Annotated in this window: 2 protein-coding genes; both read left to right on the forward strand. The window is 70.1% G+C overall.

Translation table 11 applies throughout. The features are described from left to right. Window positions 1–624: glycosyltransferase (locus ABZU75_RS46260; RefSeq protein ID WP_355569916.1), on the forward strand; the 624-nt coding region annotated here is incomplete at its 5' end. A 12-nt stretch (window positions 625–636) separates the two neighbouring features. Beyond that, window positions 637–1,914: an activator-dependent family glycosyltransferase gene (locus tag ABZU75_RS46265; RefSeq protein ID WP_355569919.1), complete on the forward strand. Its 1,278-nt coding sequence runs from the start codon at window positions 637–639 to the stop codon at window positions 1,912–1,914. Window positions 1,915–1,951: the final 37 nt, after the last annotated feature.

A 1,951-nucleotide genomic window follows, 5' to 3' on the forward strand; every position in this document is an offset into this window, starting at 1 on the left:
GCCTCGCTGAGCATGCGCGCCGACCTCGACTACCTCCCCATGCGATACGTCCCCTACGGCGGCCCCGCCGTCGTACCGAAATGGCTGTGGACCCCACCCCAACATCCCCGCGTCGCCCTCACCCTCGGCACCACCGCCACCGAGCACTTCGCCGGCTACACCGTCGACGTGCAGGACATCCTCGACGCCCTGGCCGACCTCGACATCGAACTCATCGCCACCATCGCCGAATCCGAACAGGCCAAACTCTCCCGCGTTCCCGGCAACACCCGCCTGGTGTCCTACGTGCCGCTGCACGCCCTCGCACCGACCTGCGCCGCGGTCATCAGCCATGCCGGCCCCGGCACCTTCCTCACCACCGCCCTGTACGGGGTTCCCCAGCTCACCATGCCGTGGGACTTCGACGAGCCCGAACTGGCCGGACGCGCCGCCCGGCAGGGAGGCACCCTGACGATCCGCCCTGACCAGGCCACCGGGCAGGACATCCGCGACAGCCTGCTGCGCCTGCTGGACGAACCCACCTTCCGCGACCGGGCACACGACCTGCGCGACGAGATCCACGCCCAGCCCACCCCCAACCAGCTCGTCCCGCAGCTGGAGAAGCTCACCGCCGAACACCGCTGAGGAGACGACACGATGCGCGTCCTGTTCGCCACGATCCCCGAGAAGACCATCTTCCTGCCCTCGGTACCGCTGGCCTGGGCACTGCGCACCGCCGGCCACGAGGTCCGCGTCGCCAGCCAGCCCAAGTTCGCCGACGTCATCACCCAAGCCGGACTGACCGCCGCCCCCGTCGGCCGCGACGCCGATTTCTGGTGGGACGTGAAGCTCGACCCGAAGCTGCTCGAACAGGCACGCGCCGGGCTGCCGATGCCGTGGAAGGTCGCGGAGGACCGGACGGACGTCACCTGGGAATCCCTGCTGGACGCGTACGGCGGTACGGTGCCGCACGAGCAGAAACCACACAACTTTCCGTTGATCGCCGGCATGGTGGACTTCGCCCGGCACTGGCGACCCGACCTGGTCATCTGGGAACCCTTCACCTCCGCCGGGGCGATAGCCGCCAAGGCCTGCGGCGCCGCGCACGCCCGGCTGCTGTGGAGCGTCGACGTGTTCGGCGTCACCCGGGAGCACTTCCTGCGGCTCCAGGCCGAGCAGCCCCCCGAGGAGCGCGCCGACCCGCTCGCCGACTGGCTGGCCGGCTACGGCCGCAAGTACGGCTTCGACTTCACCGAGGACATGATCACCGGCAACTTCACCATCCACCAGTTCCCCACGTCGATCGGGGTGGAGGCCGACCTGCACTATCTGCGCACGCGGTACGTCCCCTACGGCGGACCCGCCGTCGTGCCGAAATGGCTGTGGACCCCGCCCCGGCGCCCCCGCGTCGCCCTCACCCTCGGCACCACGGCCACCGAGCACTTCGGCGGCTACGCCGCCAACGTGCAGGACATCCTCGACGCGCTGGCCGACCTCGACATCGAGGTCGTCGCGACCATCGCCGAGTCCGAACAGGCCAAACTCCGCCGCGTTCCCGACAACGCCCGCCTGGTGTCCTACGTGCCGCTGCACGCCCTCGTGCCCACCTGCACGGCGGTCATCCACCACGGCGGGGCGGGCACGCTGAGCACGGTCGCGTTGCACGGGATACCGCAACTCGCTCTGCCGTACCATTTCGAGGGACCGTTGATCTCTCGGAGACTGGCGGAGCACGGTGCCGGGCTGGCCATACCCTCCGCCCTCGGGACAGGACCGGCCGTCAGGAAGGCCCTGCTCAGGCTGCTGAACGACCCCGTCTTCCGGGACCGCGCCACCGGGCTCCGGAACGAGGTCCGCGCGCTGCCCACCCCCAACGAGCTCGTCCCGCAGTTGGAGGAGCTCACCGCCAAGTACCGTTCCCGCGAGACCCCCTGAAGCACGGATGTCCCGAGGCGGGTGAGGAACCCGCCTC

It is taken from the genome of Streptosporangium sp. NPDC005286, from assembly GCF_040607515.1.
GTDB lineage: Bacteria > Actinomycetota > Actinomycetes > Streptosporangiales > Streptosporangiaceae > Streptosporangium.